The 16,871-nt window shown below is 66.3% G+C and carries 3 protein-coding genes; all 3 read left to right on the top strand.

Going from position 1 to position 16,871, the window contains the following annotated elements:
• The 3 genes from AACX99_RS16880 to AACX99_RS16870 are packed head-to-tail and all read left to right on the top strand — an operon-like array spanning position 1 to position 16,870.
• On the top strand, positions 1-8,964 hold the full coding sequence (locus AACX99_RS16880) for an amino acid adenylation domain-containing protein (protein ID WP_339413595.1): 8,964 nt from the start codon (positions 1-3) through the stop codon (positions 8,962-8,964).
• Positions 8,965-8,969: 5 nt separating this feature from the next.
• The gene (locus AACX99_RS16875) at positions 8,970-12,095 is read left to right on the top strand and encodes a non-ribosomal peptide synthetase (protein ID WP_339413668.1); all 3,126 of its coding nucleotides are present in this window, start codon (positions 8,970-8,972) and stop codon (positions 12,093-12,095) included.
• Entirely contained in the window at positions 12,092-16,870 is a 4,779-nt protein-coding gene (locus AACX99_RS16870) for an amino acid adenylation domain-containing protein (RefSeq protein WP_339413594.1), read from the top strand. Before AACX99_RS16875 ends, AACX99_RS16870 begins: the two co-directional genes overlap by 4 nt.
• Position 16,871: the final 1 nt, after the last annotated feature.

Here is a 16,871-nt window from a genome sequence, read left to right as displayed (position 1 = left end):
ATGAACATCATCCAGAAACACCTGGCCAGCCCCGGTCAGCTCGCCCTATGGCAATTTCACCGACTCAACCCGGACAGTCCGGCCTACAACATGGTGGCGGCCCGAGAGCTACGCGCCGACCTCGACCCCGAGATGCTCAGCGCCGCTTTCGCCATAGTCGTGTCGCATTGTGAGGCCCTGCACTGTGGCTATCAGGAAGACCAAGGCCAGCTGTGGATGTTTCAGCCGGCCCAGATAGAGGCGGATGTTGCCAGCGAACGAGACGATGATCTGGACGAAGCCGGTGTCGTGGCCTGGCTGGAGCGCCAGGCGGATCTGCCATTCGACCTACCTCTGGCCAATATCAGCCGCCTGCGCCTGCTGCAGAGCCGCGGAAAGCTGTATATGTGCGCAGCCTTTCACCATATCTGCGGCGATTTCTTCAGCGTGGAATCAACGCTGGAACTGACCTTTAACACCTATGAAGCCCTGATCAATGGCCAGCCTCCGACGTTGACCAGGCCCGGTTTGTACTTCGACTGGTTGGCCGAGCAGCGCGAACTGCTCGCTGGCAGCGCAGCTGAGGAGCAGGCGCACTTTTGGCAAAATCGCCTAACGGGCGCGCCACCCTCGCTGGAGCTGACCCCGGACCTGCCACGCCCACGTAGCCCGAGCTATAGCGGCAAGGAGTTCGAGCAGTGCCTGAGCATCGCGGATAGCACGGCACTCAGGGACCTAGCTGAGCGCCTGAACATCAGTCTGTTCGCCCTGCTCGCGGGACTATTCCAAGTTTTCATGCATCGCCTGAGCGGCCAGGATGACTTCCTGATCGGCACCCCGACGATGGACAGGCACAAAGCCAAGTACAAGCAACTGATCGGCTATACCCTCAATGCCGTCCCATTACGCGCCCAGCTCGCGGGCAACCCGAGACTAGTCGATTGCCTGCAGGACAGTGCACGACAGCTCCGTGAAGCTCTGCGTCACCGTCGCTATCCCCTTGCACGCATGCAAGAAGATGCGGGTAGCCCAGGTCTGTTCCGCCATATGCTCACCTATATGCCGAGTCGGCGCATCGCGGCCCTGGCCGACTACAGCCTGCGCGAGTACCTGTTTACCCAGCGCGGCGCGGCCAATGAGCTGAACCTGCGCTGGCAAGACGACGGCCAACAGCTATTGGCCCAGTGGCGCTACAGCACTGACCTGTATCGCGATGAACGCATCGGCAGCATGGCAGGCCAATTCGCCGAATTCGCCCGCGCCGCCACGCAAAACCCTGAGGCACGGGTCAGCGAACTGCCGATCTGTCCGATCCAAGAACTGGCGCGCTTGCAAGGTCCGACGCTTCAGCCATTCGCCGCTACCGCATTGCAAGCTTTTGATCGACAGGTTGCGGCTCATCCTCTGCGCCCAGCGCTGAGCGATGCCAACGTCAGCCTCGGCTACGCCGAACTGGACCAGGCCGCAGAGCGCCTGGCAGAGCGATTAGCGGCGGCCGGCCTGTGTCCCGGCGGAGTGGCGGCCCTGGCCCTACCACGCGGCATCAACCTGATCAGCGCCATGCTGGCATGCTGGAAAGTAGGTGCAGCCTACCTGTGCTTAGATCCTGCCCTACCCGCATCCCGCCGACTGCATATGCTCCAAGACAGCAACACATCCGTGGTGGTTGGCCAAGGCCCGGCGCCACAGGATTTGGGTGACTCACGCTGGCTGGATCTCGACGCGCCGGACTCCCTGCCCGATGCAACGCAGCGTAAGGTCCCGGCTATTCATCCAGCTCAGGCGGCCTATCTGATCTATACCTCAGGTTCGACCGGTATGCCCAAAGGCGTGGTGGTAAGCCAGGGCAACCTGATCCATTACGTCAGCGGCGTATTGCAGGCGTTACAACTGCCTCCGGCTGCAACACTTAGCGCCCTCGCCACTGTGGCGGCCGACCTCGGTTACACCGCCTGGTTCGGTGCCCTGCTCAGCGGCAGAACCTTACAACTGATCGACGAAAACTTAGCCGCCGACCCCGAGGCCTTGGCCGCCAGCCTGGCCGAGCAGCCGCTCGATTGCCTGAAGATAGTGCCCTCGCACCTCAAGGCCCTACTGGCCGTGGCCGAGCCAGCGCGTCTGCTACCGCGCCACAGCCTGGTGCTGGGGGGCGAAGGGCTGGACCTGAGCCTGGTACAGCGCATCCGCGAACTGGCGCCGAATTGCCGCATTGTCAACCATTACGGCCCGACGGAAACCACGGTCGGTTGCCTGAGCCATAGCGTGCAGGAACTCGAACCCAGTCTGTCCGGTTTAGTTCCAGTGGGCAGCCCCCTGGCCAATGTCAGCGTGCAGGTGCTGGATGCTTACCTCAATCCCCTGCCCCAAGGCAGCGCGGGTGAGCTCTATGTGGGTGGCGCAGGTGTCGCCAATGGCTATCTGGACCGACCGGGGCTGAGCGCCGAGCGCTTTATCCCTGATCGCTTCTCCGCCGATGGCAGCCGCCTGTACCGCACCGGCGACCGCGTGCGCATGCTATCCAACGGTTTGCTGGAATTCCTCGGACGCATCGACAACCAGGTGAAGATTCGCGGTTTCCGCGTCGAGTTGGGCGAAGTGGAAGCCTGCATCAAGGCCTCCCCCGAACTGCGCGACGCCGTGGTGCTGGCGCAACCGGCAACCAGCGGCGACGGACTGCGCCTGGTCGCTTACCTGATCGCTGCCCAGCCCATCCATCTGGACGAACTGCGCCAGCGTCTGGCCAAGCAATTGCCCGACTATATGCTGCCCGCTGCCTTCGTCGAACTGACCGAGCTACCACGCCTAGCCAACGGCAAGGTGGATCGCAAAAACCTGCCACTGCCCACGGAAACCGCCAACGCCAAAGCCGCAGAAGGCGCACCGCGAGATAGCGTGGAGGAAACCCTGGTGCAGTTGTGGAGTGCGCTGCTGCAACGCGAATCGCTGTCGATCCACGACGACTTTTTTGCCCTCGGCGGAGACTCCATTCTGGCCCTGCAACTGATCGCCAAGGCCCGCCAGGTCGGCCTCAAGTTCAGCCCAAAACAGTTATTCGCCCAGCCGACCATTGCCAACCTCGCAGCGACCCTTGACAGCCCCACGCGCCAGCTCGAAGCGTTGTTGTTGCCTCTCTGGCGCGAACTGCTGGGGCAGCCTGAGCTAGCCCGCCGGGACGATTTCTTCGCCCAAGGCGGCGATTCCATCCTGGCCCTGCAACTGATCTCCAAGTGCCGCCAGGCCGGGCTCAAGTTCAGTCCCAAGGAACTCTTCGCACACCCCAGCGTTGAAGCGCTCGCCGGCTTGCTGCTTAGCCGCGCCCCCGCCGCCAGCAGCGCGCCCGTGCAATCCGCCGCGCCGCGCTTGGCAGCGTTCGCCCTGAGTACTCTCACAGCCGAACAGCTGCGCGAGCTAGCCGGCGCCGAATTGGAAGACGCCTATCCACTGTCGCCGTTGCAAAAAGGCCTGCTGTTCCACAGCCTGCTGGAAGGCGAAAGCGGGGTCTACGTCAACCAGTTGCAGGCCGAACTGACCGGCCCCTTCTTCCCCGAACCCTTCCTCGCCGCCTGGCACGCGGCAGTCGCCGCCCATCCGCTGCTGCGTACCTGCGTGCTTTGGCAGGGGCTGGACGAGCCCGTGCAAGCTGTCTTCCGCGAATTGGAACTGCCGGTGACGCTGCTCGACTGGAGCGATTTGGACGAATCCGCTCGCCAACAGGCCTTGCAAAAGTACTGCGAGGACGATCGCCGCCTGGGTTTCGCCCCGCAACATCCGCCGCTGCAACGCCTGGCGCTGATCCGTCTAGAGGCCGAGCGCTGGTGGTTGGTGTGGAGCCGCCATCACCTGATCGCCGACGGTTGGAGTTCGGTGCTGTTGTTGGAGGAAATCCTCGCCCGCTACAGCGGCAGCACCCCGGCGCCGCGCCCGGCGTACCGCGACTATATCGGCTGGCTGGCCGCACAACCGGTGCAGGACTCGGCGGCGTTCTGGCAACGCACACTGCAAGGCTTCGAAGGCAGCGGTTCGCTGCCGATGTTAGCCGCACCGCGGCCCGGCCAGGCGGTGGATTACCTCACCCGCGGGCTGAGCTTCGACGCCGCGGAAACCCTGCGCCTGAACCAGGCGGCGAAGCGCGCCAAGGTCACCCTCAATACACTGATCCAGGCTGCCTGGGCACTGTTGCTGGCGCGTTACAACGACCAGCCCGACATGGTCATCGGCGTCACCAGCAGCGGCCGACCGAGCGACCTGCCCGACGCCGACAAGATGCTCGGGGTCTTTATCAATACGCTGCCATTGCGCCTGCAAGCGCGACCGCAGCTGGCACTAGCGGATTTCCTGCGGGCGGTACAGGACGCCAGCGTCGCCCTGCGCGAACACGAACAAACGCCACTGGCCGAAATCCTGCAAAGCCAGGATCGCGGCGCCGCGTTGTTCGACACACTGCTGGTGTTCCAGAACCTGCCGGCCGCCGCCGAGCGCCGGTTGCAGGTTGGCGACTTGACCCTGCGCGCCCTGGATAACCTGGAACAGACCAACTACGGCCTGACCCTGGAAGCCCTGCCGGGACGCCAACTGCAACTGCTGTTCAGCGCCGATGCCCAGCGCCTACCCGAGCCGCTTTTGCTGGCCCTGATGGCGCATATGCGCCACCTGCTGCTGGCGATGGACAGCCCCGGCGCAACCCGACTTGGCCAGATCAGCCTGCTGGATGCCGGCGAACAGGCGCGCTTGGCCGACTGGGGCTGCCACGCAGCCGACTACAGCCTCGAGCCCGATTGGGAAGCCCGGGTCGCCGCGCGGGTCGCCGCACACCCTCAGCGCATTGTTGCCCGTTGCGGCGATCAGAGCCTCAGCTACGCCCAGCTCTGGGAGTGTTCCGAGACCTTGGCTCGTGGTATGCGCGCCTTGGGCGCGCAGGCGGATCAGCCGGTGGCACTGTTGGCCGAGCGCGGTCTGGAGTTGCTCTGCCTGATGGTCGCCACCCTGCGCGCCGGTGCCGCCTGGTTGCCGCTGGAACCTACTCAGCCGCCAGCACGCTGGCAGCAAGTGTTGAGCCGCGCGGATCGGCCGCTGGTGGTCTGCAGCGAAGTGCATCGCGCCGCCCTGGCCGCGCATTACGACGGCCCTATCGCCGTGCCCGGCGAGTTGCTCGAACGCAGCGCCGAGGGCCAGTTGCCACAGACAGCGGCGCGACCCGAGCAACTGGCCTACGTGCTCTTCACCTCCGGTTCCACCGGTCAGCCCAAGGGCGTGATGGTCAACCGCGCCGGCATGCTCAACAACATGCTGGCCAAGCTCGCGCCGCTGGGCTTTAGCGAAGGGGACGTGATCGCCCAGACCGCGCCGGCCTGTTTCGATATTTCGGTCTGGCAGACCCTCACCGCACCGCTGTTCGGCGCCTGCGTGGAAATAGTCCCAGACGCGGTGGTGCGCGATCCCCTGGCCTTGCTGGCGCTGCTCGCCAGCAGTCAGGTCAGCCTGCTGGAGCCGGTACCCGCCTTGTTGCAAGCGCTGTTGGATGCTCAGGATCAACGCCGTATCGAGCTACCCGCGCTGCGTTGGGTGCTGCCCACCGGCGAAGCGCTGCCGATGCCGACCGCCCGCGCCTGGTTCGAGCGCTACCCCGAGATCGCGCTGATGAACGCCTACGGCCCGGCCGAATGCTCGGACGACGTGGCCTTCCAGCCCTTGCATCAGGCGCCCGAGGAAAGCGGCAGCGTCGCCATTGGCAGCCCCACCGCCGGAGCCGAGCTCTATGTGCTGGGGCACGACCTCAACCCGCTGCCGGTCGGCGTACCCGGCGAGTTGGCCATCGGCGGCATCGGTGTCAGCCGTGGCTACCTAGCCGACCCCGCGCGCAGCGCCGCCAGCTTCGTGCCCAACCCCTTTGGCGCGCCGGGCAGTCGCCTGTACCTGAGCGGCGACCTGGCCCGCTGGCGCGCGGACGGCGTGCTGGAATACCTGGGGCGCAAGGACTTTCAACTCAAGCTGCGGGGTTTTCGCATCGAACCCGGCGAAATCGAGGCCTGCCTGGAACGTCACCCGACGGTGCAGCGCGCCCTGGTCAACCTGCAACGCCTGGGCGAAAGCGAGCTGCTGGTGGCCTATTGGCAAGGCGATGACGACGCCACGGCCAACGAAACCGAGCTGGCCACGCATCTACGCGGCGAACTGCCGGCCTATATGCTGCCGTCCGCCTGGGTGCGGGTCGAAAACTGGCCGCTGAACGGCAACGGCAAGGTCGATCGCAAGGCATTGCCGGCACCGCGCCTGGACAGCACGCTGATCGAGCCGCCCCAAGGCGAAACCGAGCAGCGCCTGGCCGAACTCTGGGCCGCGTTGCTGCCACCGCAGGCGTTGGGTCGCCGCAGTCACTTCTTCGAGGCGGGCGGCCATTCGCTGCTGGCCACCCGGCTGCTGGCCCGTGTACGCCAAGACTGGGCGGTAGACCTGCCACTGCGCGCGGTGTTCGAAGCGCCGACCCTGTGCCGACTGGCCGAGCGGTTGGATGCCCTGCTCGCCCAGCCAAGCGAAGTTGCCGATAGCACGCAGCTACGCCCGGTCGAACGTAGCGCCGAGATGCCGCTGTCGCCCAGCCAGCAACGCTTGTGGCTGGTGGATCGCCTGCATGGCGCGGCTGCCGCCTACAACATGGCGGCGACCCTGAGCCTGGACGGCGAACTGGACGTGGCGGCGCTGCAAGCCACTTTCACCGCCCTGCTACAACGCCATGAGGTGCTACGCACCGCTTACCCGGACAACGACGGCGAACCTTGCGCAGTGATAACCGCGCACCTGGACTTCCACCTGGGGCTGCGTGACCTGTCCGGGTTGCCAGCTTCCGAGCGCGAAGCCGAGGCCGGCCGGGAAAGCCTGGACAACCTGCGCCAGCCCTTCGACTTGACCAAGCCCCCGCTAATCCGCGCTCGTCTGCTCAAGCTCGGCGAGCAGCGCCATCAACTGCTGTTGGCACTGCACCATATGGTCGCCGACGGTTGGTCGGTGGGCGTGCTGTTCGACGAATTCAGCCAGCTCTACCGTAGTCTGTGCGCCGCCCAACCGGTGAATCTGCCGCCCCTGCCGGTGCAGTACGCCGACTACGCCGTCTGGCAGCACCGGCTACTCAGCGGCGAGCGACTGGAGCGTGAATTGGGCTTCTGGCGTGCCGAGTTGGCCGCTGCTCCCCAGATACTGGCGCTGCCCACGGACTGGCCGCGCCCGGTCCAAGCCAGCAGCGCCGGCGCCGCCCACGCCTTCCGCGTGCCCGCAGAATTGGTCGCGCGCCTGGAAGCCCTGGCCAATGCCGAGGGCGCCAGCCTCTATATGGTCCTGCTGAGCGCCTTTCAATTATTGCTGCACCGCCTCAGCGGCAGCGACGACCTGCTGCTCGGCACCGATGTGGCCGGGCGCGAAGCACGTGAGCTGGAGGGGCTGATCGGCTTCTTCGTCAATGTCCTGCCACTGCGTTCACGCCTGCAGCCGACGGCATCTTTCGTCGAGCTGCTGGCCGCCACAAAGCGCACCTGCCTGGCCGCCTTCGAGCACCAGGCGCTGCCCTTCGAGCGCATCGTCGAGGCCCTCAACGTACCCCGCGACCGCAGTTGCAACCCACTGGTGCAGGCCTTGTTCGTGATGCAGAACACGCCGCAAAGCGACTTCGCCATTCCCGGCCTGGCTATCCAGTTGCTGCCGCCCGCCGAACGTAGCAGCAAGTTCGACATGGCGCTGTTCCTCGAACGCGACGGCGGCGACCTGTGTGCCGACTGGGTATACGCCAGCGCGTTGTTCAAGGCCGAGCGCATCGCCGCTCTGGCCGACGCCTGGGTCGCGGTACTGGAACAGGCCGTCGCCGTACCCCGGGGCACTGTCGCCGCATTCACCTTCACACTGCCGCAATCGGAGCCTTCCGGCATGGCCAAGCCCCCTGCGCCGAACAAACTCGACAAGCTGAAAAAACTCGCGCCGCGTACCAGCACCACGCCGCGTCCGCTGATCAAGACCACGCCCTTGGTAGCCGACCGCGACTTCCCGCTGTTGATCGAACCGGCCGTGGCCGACCTCGACCCGGTGGGCTGGGCGCGCAGCTCCCGGGATCTGATCGACACCTTGCTGTGCCGCCACGCCGGCTTGCTGTTCCGTGGCTTCGCCCTGAACAGCGCGCAGGATTTCGAAGCCTTCGCCGAGGCCATCCACCCCGGTCTGTTCGGCGGCTACGGCGACCTGCCGAAGAAAGAAGGCGGGCGCAATATCTACCGCTCCACGCCCTACCCCGAGCGGGAAATGATCCTCTTCCATAACGAGAGTTCGCACCTGCCGCGCGCGCCGCGCAAGCAGTGGTTCTTCTGCGAACAGCCTTCGCCGGTGGGCGGCGCCACGCCCATCGTCGATTGCCGCGAGCTGTACCGGCGCCTGCCGCAATCCCTGGCGGACACCTTCGAGCGCAAGGGTCTGCTCTATGTGCGCACCTTCACCAAGCGCCTGGACGTGAGCTGGCAGGAATTTTTCAAGACGGACGACCGCGCCGAGGTGGAGGCCCAGTGCCGCGCCAGCGACACCGAGTTCGTCTGGCTGGCCAACGACGAATTGCAAACCCGCACCCGTTGCCCGGCAGTGATCCGCCACCCGCTGAGCGGCGAGCGCAGCTTCTTCAACCAGGTGCAGCTGCATCACGTGCATTGCCTGGAGCCGGAAGTGCGCGAGGACCTGCTGGGTATGGTCGGCCTGGAGCGCATGCCGCGCCACGTCTACTTCGGCGACGGCAGCCCGATCGACGATGAGGTAATGGCGCTGCTCGGCCGTCTCTACGAGGAATGCGCGGTGCGCTTCGACTGGCAGCGCGGCGATGTGGTGATGCTGGACAACCTCTTGGCCGCCCACGCCCGCGACCCCTACGAGGGCCCGCGCAAGATAGTGGTAGCCATGGGCGACCTTCACCAGCCAGCGCAACTGCTGAATAACCGCAGCAAAATGGAATTGCAGAATTGAACGACATGCACGAAATCGACTCGGGATACCCCCTCGGCCCGGAACAACAGGTCGCCCTCGACGCCGGCCATCCGGCAGCGCAACTGCGCATCGGCTTGAACGGCGCGCTGGATGAAGAACGCCTGCGCCAAGCGTTGCTCACCCTGTTGGCGCGCCACGAAAGCCTGCGCATGGCACTACGCCCCTCGCCGCTCTATCGCGGCCTGCGCCAACAACCGGTTGCGGCCGATCTGGATTGGCACACACTGGATCTGCGCACGGCGGCGGACAGCCTTGAAACGTGCGTGGCCGAGCTGTGCGCCCAGCCGTTCGCCCTGGACAATGGCCGCCTGTTGCGGTCCGTACTGGTCCGCCTGGACGAGCGCGATTGGCAATTGGCGCTGAGCCTGGCGCCCAGCGCCGGCGACCGCCTGAGCCTGGAAACCCTGTTCGCCGAACTGCCGCAGCTCTATGACCAGCCGTACGCCGAACTGGAAGCGGTCTTTCAGTACTCGCAATTTATCGACTGGCGCGCCGAGCTGGCAGCCGACCCTGAAGCCGAAACCGGCCGCGCTTACTGGGCCGACCTCGGCCTGGAGCAACTGCCGGCGCTACGCCTGGGCTACCGTCGCCAGGATCAGGCCGACAGCAATCAAGGCTGCTTGAGCCAAGCGCTACCTGCCGCACTGGCGGCCGAGCTGGAACGCCTCGCCGAAGCCCAACAGCAGCCCTTGCCGACCCTGCTGCAAGCCGCCTGGTGGGCGCTGCTGGCGCGCATCGGCGGACAACCGGCCTTCGTCGGCGGCTGGCAGCACGACTGTCGGCGCGACTACGAGGCGCTGGCCGGTGGGGTCGGTGTCTTCGACAAAGTGCTGCCGCTACCACTGCGTCTCGCCCTGACCGAGCCCTTTTCGCAATGGCTGCAACGCTTGGCTGTTCTGCTGGAAGAGCATGTCGGCGCACAAGAGTACTGGCCCCTGACCGAACCGCAGCAAGCGCACCTCAGTGTCGGCTTCGCCCTGGCGGGTCAGCCCGCCGAACAGCAAGCGGCCGGCCTGAGCTGGTGTGCCTTGGCACTGCCGGGCGCCGACCCGCGCTTCGAACAGGCCCTGCAAGTCCAGATGGCGGACAACGGCGTCAGCCTGGCCCTGCACCACAACAGCGTCCGCTATGGGCAGGACGATGCGCAGTGTTTGCTGGAGCAATACCTGTGCCTGCTGGAACAACTGCCGGCACGCCCCGACGCGCCCCTGGCCGAACTGAATCTCAGCCCGGTGGCCCATCGCTCGCGCCAGTTGGCCCTGTGCGGCGCGGTTCGTGACTTCGGCTCGACCAGCCTGCCGGCTCGCCTTGCCCACTGGGCGGCGACCACGCCCGAGGCCGAGGCGCTGCATGCCGGCGATCTGCGGCTCAGCTACCGCGAATTGAACGAGCGTGTCGAACGCCTGGCCGCCGCGCTGCAAGCCCGTGGCGTCGGAGCGGAGAGCCGCGTGGCGCTGTTGCTGCCACGTTGCGGCGAGCTGGTGCTGGCGCTGCTAGCGGTTCTACGCGCCGGCGGCGCCTATCTGCCGCTGGACCCGACCTGGCCGGCCGGGCGCCTGAATAAAATCCTCGCCGACGCCCAGCCGCAACTGCTGCTGAGCGAGTTTCCGAGAGAGTATCTGCACGGCCAAAACTTCTTGCGTCTCGCCGATCTTCTAAACGACAGCCAAGTCGAACTGGCGCCTCTCGACAGCATTCACCTAGATCATGCCGCCTACCTGCTCTACACCTCCGGCACCAGCGGCGAGCCCAAAGGTGTGGTGATCGAACACGGCCAACTGCTCAACTACAGCGCCGCCGTCAGCGAAGCGCTGGAGCTGGGCGACTGCAAGCGCTTCGCCCTGACCTCCTCGGTGGCCGCCGACCTGGGCAATACCAGCCTGTTCGGCGCCCTGTGGAACGGCGCCTGTCTGATAGTGGCGAGCGACACGGACAGCACCGATGCCGCAGCTTTCGCCCGTTTCGTCCGCGCGCAGCGCATCGACTGCCTGAAGATGGTGCCCTCGCACCTCGCCGCGCTGATCGAGGACGATACAGCGAGCCTGCCGGCAGCCCTGATCCTCGGCGGCGAAGCCACCCCGCGCGCGCTGATGGAACGTATCCGCCGCCTGGCCCCGACATGCCGCATCCATAACCACTACGGCCCCACCGAAAGCACCGTCGGCCTATTGGTGCACAGCCTCGGGCAGACCTCTTGCGAGGGCGACAGCCTGCCGCTGGACCGCGCCCTGGCCAACAGTTACGCCTATGTGCTGGAAACCAGTGCCGAGGGCCTGCGCCCCGCGCCCCTCGGCGTCGTCGGCGAGCTGTACCTGGGCGGCGCACAGTTGAGCCGTGGTTATCTGAACCGCGAGTCGGATGCCTTTATCGACGACCCGCTGCGCCCCGGCCGACGCCTCTACCGCAGCGGCGACCGCGCCCGCCTGCTGCCCGACGGTCGCCTGCAACTGCTCGGCCGGATCGACCAGCAATTGAAGATTCGCGGTTTCCGCGTCGAACCGGGCGAGTTGGAGGCTGCGCTCTTGGCCCTGCGCGGCGTCAGCCAGGCGGCGGTGAAGGTGGTCGGCGAACAGCTGTTCGCCTATGTGGTCAGCGAACGCCCCACCGATGAACTGCTGAGCGAACTGCGCGGGCAACTGCCGGATTACCTGCAACCGACCCGCCTGTTCAAGCTGACCGCACTGCCGCGAATGGCCAACGGCAAGATCGACCGCCAGGCGCTACCAGACCCCAGCAATCAGGACGACGACAGCGAAATCCAGGCCCCGCGCGATGCCCTGGAAACTCTGCTCGCCGACCTCTATGCCGAACTGCTGGAGCGCGATGCGGTGGGCACGACGCAGAGCCTGTTCGACCTCGGTGGTCATTCGCTGATGGTGATCAAGCTCTGCGCCCGCCTGCGCAAGCTGCTGCAAATCGAAGTGGCGCCCGGCCTGGTGTTCGATCACCCCAGCGTCGCAGCCTTGACTCAGGCTCTGCGCGGAATGGAAAGCGTGCCGGGGCGCTTGGAGCAGATCGCCGAGCTGCGCCTCAAACTCGCCGCCATGAGTCCCGAAGAACGCGCCGCCTTGCAAGCGCGTGCGCAATCGAGCGTAGGAGTTGCGAATTGAACAGCCCAAGCCTGCCTTTCGACGCCAAAACCCTGGCCGAACGCATCGCCAAGCTCGCTCCGGAAAAACGCGAAGGCTTTATCCGTGCCCTGGCCGACAAGGGCATCCGCCTGACCCGCCTGCCCATAGTCCCCGCGCCCCGTAACGGCGCCGTGCCGCTGTCCTACGCTCAGCAACGCCTGTGGTTCCTGATGCAGTTGGAGCCCGATAGCGCCGCCTACAATATGCCGGCCGCGCTGCGCCTGCGCGGCGAGCTGGACCTGGGCGCGCTGCAACGCAGCTTCGCCTGCCTGGTGCAGCGCCACGAAACACTGCGCACCAGCTTTCACCAGGCCGAGGGCGAAGCCGAGCAGATCGTCCATGCCGCACTGCCACTGGCAATAGGCGAGACCGATCTGGCCGGATTGCCGACAGTCGAGCGCGAAAAGCAACTGCGGCAGATGATCGACGCCGAGGCCAACGCGCCCTTCGATCTGAGCGAAGGCCCACTGCGTCTGCACCTGATACGGCTAGCGGCGGACGAGCACGCCCTGCTGCTGACCGCACATCACATAGTCGCGGATGCCTGGTCGCTGGGCGTTCTCACCCGCGAGCTAGCTGCCTGCTACGGTGCTTTCGCGCAAGGTCGCGAACCGGTCTTGGCCGCGCTGCCGATCCAGTACGCCGACTACGCGCTGTGGCAACGCAACTGCCTGGCCGGCGCAGCGCTGGAGCCCGAACTGGCCTACTGGACCGCACAACTTGGCGGCGAACAGCCGGTGCTGGAGCTGCCCAGCGACCGCCCGCGGCCGAAACAAGCGAGCGGCCGCGGCGGACGCCACACTCGGCGCCTGGATGCCGAGCTAAGCGCCGGCCTCAACCGCCTCGCCCGCGAGCGTGGCACCACGCTGTTCAGCGTGCTGCTGGCGGCCTTCGACTTGCTGCTCTATCGCCTCAGCGGGCAAACCGATCTGCGCGTCGGCGTGCCGGTGGCCAACCGTACCCGCCTGGAAACCGAAGGGCTGATCGGCTGCTTCATCAATACTTTGGTGCTGCGCGCCGAGTTGGATGGCCAGCAACCCTTCATCACATTGCTGGATCAGGTCAAAGCCACCAGCCTCGCCGCCCAGGCCCAGCAGGAACTGCCCTTCGAGCGTCTGGTGGAAGCCCTGCAACCCGAACGCGACCTCAGCCATCCGCCGCTGTTTCAGGTGCTGTTCAACCTGTTCGAAGGCCAGCAATCGCGCCGCCTGGAACTACCGGGCCTGAGCATCGAGGAAATCGAGCGCGAGCAGAACGCCGCGCAGTTCGACCTCAGCCTGGACATGGCCGAACGCAATGGTCAATTGGAAGCCTGCTTCAGCTTCAACCGTGACCTGTTCGACGATGCCACCATTGACCGCTATGCCGAGGGTTTCGAACGCTTGCTGCGAGGCATCTTGGACAACCCCAATTGCCGTATCGGCCAACTGCCGTTGCTGAGCGATGCCGAGCAAACCGCGTTGCTGGCCGAATGTCAGGCGCGGATGGTGCTGCCAGCCGCGCAACCAGTGCACCTGCGCCTGGCCGCCCAGGCCGTCGCCACGCCCGAGGCGCCCGCCTTGGTGCTGGACGATTGCACTTGGAGCTACGCCGAGCTCAACCAGCGCGCCAACCGTATAGCCCATCGCCTGCTGGCGCTGAACCTGCCGGCAGAGGCGCGCATCGGCCTGTGCCTGCCCCGTGGACTGGAGATGGTTGCCGTGCTGTTCGGCACCCTCAAAGCCGGGCTGGCCTTCGTGCCGCTGGACCCGGATTTCCCCGCCGAACGCCTGGCCCATATGATCGAAGATGCCGGCATCCGCCTGTTGTTGGTGGCACCCGAGACCCTCGCCGCCACGGATGCCCATGCCCAACTGGAACGCCTCGACGTAACCGCTATCGCCTCAGGCCCGGTGTCCGACCCGACCGTGGTCGTGCACCCGGCGCAATTGGCCTATCTGATGTACACCTCCGGTTCCACCGGCAAGCCCAAGGGCGTGGCCATCGACCATCAAGCGCTGGCCGGGCACAGCGAGGTGGCCCTCGGCTTCTTCGCGCTGAGCGCGGCCGACCGAGTGCTGCAATTCTCCACCTTCAACTTCGACGGCTTCGTCGACCAACTCTTTCCCGCCCTCAGCTGCGGCGCCTGTGTGGTCCTGCGTGGGCCCGAGCTGTGGGATAGCCAGGAATTCCAGCGCCGCCTGTTGCGCCATGGCATCAGCGTGGCCGACCTGGCCACCGCCTACTGGTATCAACTGGCCCAGGATTTCGCCGCCGAGCCGCCCGCCGACTACGGCGCGTTGCGCCTGGTCAGCGCCACCGGCGAGGCGATGCCGCCCGAAGGGTTAAGCGCCTGGCGCCAAGCCGGCCTGGCGCCCATACGCCTGCTCAATACCTACGGCCCCACCGAAGCCACGGTGACCGCCAGCGTGCAGGACTGCCAAGCCTGGGCCAGCGGCGCGCAGCCGCTGCCGGTGCAGATGCCGATCGGCCAAGCCCTGCCTGGTCGTGCCTTCTACCTGCTGGACCGCGACGGCAACCTGGCGCCGCCCGGCGTGCCCGGCGAACTGTGCATCGGCGGCGAGCTGCTGGCCCGTGGTTACCACGGCCGCCCGGCCTTGAGCGCCGAGCGCTTCGCTCCCGACCCTTTCGGCCCGCCGGGCAGCCGTCTGTACCGCACCGGCGATCTGGCGCGGCGCCTGGCGGACGGCGCCATCGAATACCTCGGGCGCATCGATCAGCAGGTGAAACTGCGCGGTTTCCGCATCGAACTGGGCGAGATCGAAGCGCGCCTGCAAAGCCATCCGGCCGTGCGCCAGACCCTGGTACTGGTACGCGAAGACCGCCCCGGCGACCGCCGCCTGGTCGCCTATGTGGTACCACATGCCGAGGCGCCAGCAATCGACACGCTGCGCGAGCATCTGGCCGAAACCTTGCCGGATTACATGCTGCCCGCTGCCTTCGTCAGCCTGCTGGCACTGCCGCTGAGCCCCAACGGCAAGCTCGATCGCAAGGCTCTGCCACTACCGGAATACGGCGCGGATAACCATGACCTGGCGCCGCCGCGCACTACCCAGGAGCAGGAATTGGCGCAGGTCTGGCAAGCGGTGCTCGGGCTGCAAGCGGTCGGCATCCACGACAACTTCTTCGCCCTCGGCGGGCATTCGTTGCTGGCCACCCAATTGGTGGCTCGACTGCGCCGTCAACTGGGTATCGAGCTGCCGCTGCGGGCGGTGTTCGAAGCGCCAACCATCGCCCAATTGGCCGAACGTTTGCCCTCGAGTGATGCGCCGGTGGAGCAGCCGATTGCCGTCGCGCCGCGCCCGGCCTCGGGCATCGCGGCCCTGCCGCTGTCCCACGCGCAGCAGGGCATGTGGTTTATCCAGCAGCTGCAGCCGAGCAGCGCCGCCTACCACATCCCCAGCGCCGCACGGTTGCGCGGCCGTCTCGATAGCGATGCCCTGCACGCGGCTTTCCAAGCCCTGGTGCGTCGCCACGAGGCGTTGCGTACCCGCTTCGCAGAACGGGACGGCGAGCCGACTCAACTGATCCATGAGGCTATCGACCTACCGCTGCCGATGGTCGACCTCGGCCATCTAGCGCCCACCGAGCGCGAACAGGCAGCCCGCCGCCTGTTGATCGAGGAAGCCACCCGGCCCTTCAACCTGAGCCAGGCGCCCTTGCTGCGCTTGACCCTGGTGCGACTGGCGGCCGACGAGCATTTGCTGTTGGTGGTGCTGCACCACATCGTCGCCGACGGCTGGTCCATGGGCGTGTTGGTCAGCGAGCTGGCGCAGCTTTATCGCGCCGCCCTGGAAGGTCGCGAGGCCGCGCTGCCGGCCCTGCCGATCCAGTACGCCGACTATGCCGCCTGGCAACGACAACGCCTCGACGGCGCCGGCCTGGAGCGCCAACTCGCCTACTGGCGCCAAGCCCTCGGCGAGCCGCAGGCGCCGCTGGAATTGCCCGCCGACCGGCCGCGGCCGACGGCCATGAGCGGCCGTGGCGGGCGCCATCGTTTCAGCGTCGAGCGCACCACCGCCAGCGCCTTGACCGACCTCTGCCGGCAACAGGGCGCCACGCTATTTATGGGGCTGCTCGGCGCCTTCCAAGTCTGGCTGCACGCCCATAGCGGGCGGCTCGACCCCATAGTCGGCACCGATGTGGCCAACCGTGGCCGCGCCGAAACCGAAGGCGTGGTCGGCTTCTTCCTCAACCAACTGGCGTTGCGCGCGGATCTGGCCGGCAACCCGAGCTTCGCCGAGCTGCTGGCGCGCCTGCGGGTACAGGTGCTCGATGCCTACAGCCATCAAGAACTGCCGTTCGACAAACTAGTGGAGGCGCTCAACCCGTCGCGCAGCCTGGCCTACAGCCCGCTGTTCCAGGTCAAGCTGGTGCTGCAGAACCAGCCGGAAGGCGCCCTCGAAATGCCCGGTCTGGAGGTATTGCCCGAGCCGATCGAACACGGCCAGGCCCAGCTCGACCTGCACCTGACCGTGGAAGAAACGGCACGCGGGCTCGACTGCACCTTCAAATACAGCGTCGATCTGTTCGAGCCCACGACCATCGCGGCCTTCGCCGAGGAATTCAAAGCACTGCTGGCGCAGGTAGTTTCCACCCCAGAAATGCAGATAGCGACCCTGGCCCAGAACCTCGCCCAACGCGCCCGCGAACGCCGCTTGAGCGAACAACGCGCCCGTAGCCAGCAAGGCTTGGCGCGCCTCGGCGGCGCCCGGCGTAAACCCCTACTCACCACCGATTCCCTGGAGGGCTAGG

Origin of the sequence: Pseudomonas sp. EA_35y_Pfl2_R5, assembly GCF_963970805.1 — a bacterium.
GTDB lineage: Bacteria > Pseudomonadota > Gammaproteobacteria > Pseudomonadales > Pseudomonadaceae > Aquipseudomonas.
The sequence above is the reverse complement of the archived record's forward strand: the minus strand, read 5'-3'. Positions and strand labels throughout refer to the sequence as shown.

Coding starts and splice junctions, on each gene's coding strand:
- AACX99_RS16875 (WP_339413668.1), top strand. CDS start 8,970: ATGCACGAAATCGACTCGGGATACCCCCTCGGCCCGGAACAACAGGTC.
- AACX99_RS16880 (WP_339413595.1), top strand. CDS start 1: ATGAACATCATCCAGAAACACCTGGCCAGCCCCGGTCAGCTCGCCCTA.